Genomic DNA, 1,765 nt, shown 5'->3' on the forward strand with positions numbered 1-1,765 from the left:
GTCCGGGCCGCCGTCAGTGCGGCCCGGACCGCTGGCCGGGCGGCTTGGTGGTACCCGGTGACGCGCACTCGTCGACGAGTGCCGCGATGGCCCGGGCGACCAGCCGGGGCACCTCCATCTGCGCCACGTGCCCCACCCCGTCGAGCATCAGCAGCCGGCTGTCCGGGATCAGCCGGGCGACCTGCGGGCTGACCCGGACGTCCACCAGCCGGTCCTGCCGTCCGGAGATCACCAGCGTGGGTACCGGCACCCGCCGGGCCATCTGCCACAGCGAACCCGTCCCGGGCAGGTACGCCCGCAGGAAACTCGCGACCAGTCCCCGGAACGAACGGACGTACGCCGCCGCGTAGTGCTCGGCGGTGCAGCGGATCCGGAACTCCTCGATCGTCTCCTGCCGCCGCTGGGCACTGATCCGGCTGGCGTCGGCGATGCACGACGCGAGCACCTGCGCCGCCATCGCCTCCGGGGGGATCCTCGTCAGGTGCCGGGCGGCCAGCCGTTCGGCGCGCGGCAGGACGAGCAACGGGAGCGCCCGGGCCTGCAACGACCGGCGTACGTCGAGGAACGGCATGGCCGGGGAGATCAGGGTCAGCGTGCGGACCAGGTCGGGCCGCAGCACCGCCACCCGGACCGACACCGCGCCGCCGAGCGAGTTACCCACCAGGTGGACCGGTCCCCGACCGGAGTGTTCGATCCAGCGGATGACCCGCCCGGTGAAGTACGGCAGCGTGTACCGGGGCCCCGGCTCGCTGTGCCCGAACCCGGGCAGGTCGATGGCCTGGCCGTCGAGCCGATCGGCGAGCAGCCCGGCGAGGTCGGTGAAGTTCTGTGCCGATCCGCCCAGGCCGTGGACGTAGAGGGCGGGCTCGGCACCGGGACAGGTGGCCGGGGTGTCCCGGACGTGCAGGGACGTCCCGTCGAGCGGCACCGTACGACCGGGCCAGGGCGGCGGGAGCGGGCCGTTCGGCAGGAACCCGTCCGCCGCCAGCGGTGCCTGTCGCACCGTGGCGTCCCGCCCGGCCTGCCGTACCGTCGTCACCCGCTGCCCTGCCCTACCGTCACCGTCAGGCCAGCAGTGCCTCAAGGCGCCGGTTGACCGCGGCCAGGGTGGCCCGTACCACCGCCTGCCGTGGGTCACCGGAGACCAGCGCCGAGCCGGCGAGCTGCTCGACCCAACCGTCGCAGACCAGCAGGACGACCACGGTCGCCACCTCGCAGTTGCCGAACGGCACCACGGCCGCGTGTTCGACGAAGCACCGGCCCGATCCGGCCGTCCGCTCGGCACCGCGCAGCAGTTCGTCCACGGCGGACGCGGCGGCGACCGCACAGAGCCGCAGCACGTACCCGTCGACGGCCGGGCCGGTCGCCAGGCCGGCGGCTGTCTCCGCACCGGCGAGCAGCCGTACCTCGACCGTGGCGTCCAACCCGAACGTGCTGACCTGGACGTGGTCGAGAACCACCCGGGGACCGGGCGGCCCGTCCGGGTTGATCGGCCGGGACGGGGCGCTCTCCGTCGTGGTGAGCTGCGCGCCCGAGTACGACGTACCGGCCGCGACCGGACTGCCGGTGGCCGCACCGGACATCATCGGCGCGGCCTCCGGCCCGGTCGGGAACGGGCGGGGCTGCTCCGCCACGCTGGCCCGGCCGCTGTGGGTGGGTATCTGCCGCCGTCGCCGCCGGGGTACCTCGGCGGTCGGGTCGGCGTCCTCCTCCGGTGCCCGACGCGGGGCGGGCGCGGTCCGGCTGGCCGGGGACGGTGCGGGCG

General features: G+C 75.1%; 1 protein-coding gene and 1 pseudogene. Both read right to left on the reverse strand.

Features of this window, described 5'->3' with window-relative positions:
- Positions 1–13 precede the first annotated feature (13 nt).
- Positions 14–1,003, reverse strand: a complete 990-nt coding sequence (locus tag GSF22_RS33335; RefSeq protein WP_208817881.1) for an alpha/beta fold hydrolase — start codon at positions 1,001–1,003, stop codon at positions 14–16.
- Positions 1,004–1,064: 61 nt separating this feature from the next.
- Positions 1,065–1,765, reverse strand: a pseudogene (locus GSF22_RS33340) (hypothetical protein); the annotation flags it as partial.

Source organism: Micromonospora echinofusca (assembly GCF_017614955.1).
Taxonomy (GTDB): domain Bacteria; phylum Actinomycetota; class Actinomycetes; order Mycobacteriales; family Micromonosporaceae; genus Micromonospora; species Micromonospora echinofusca_A.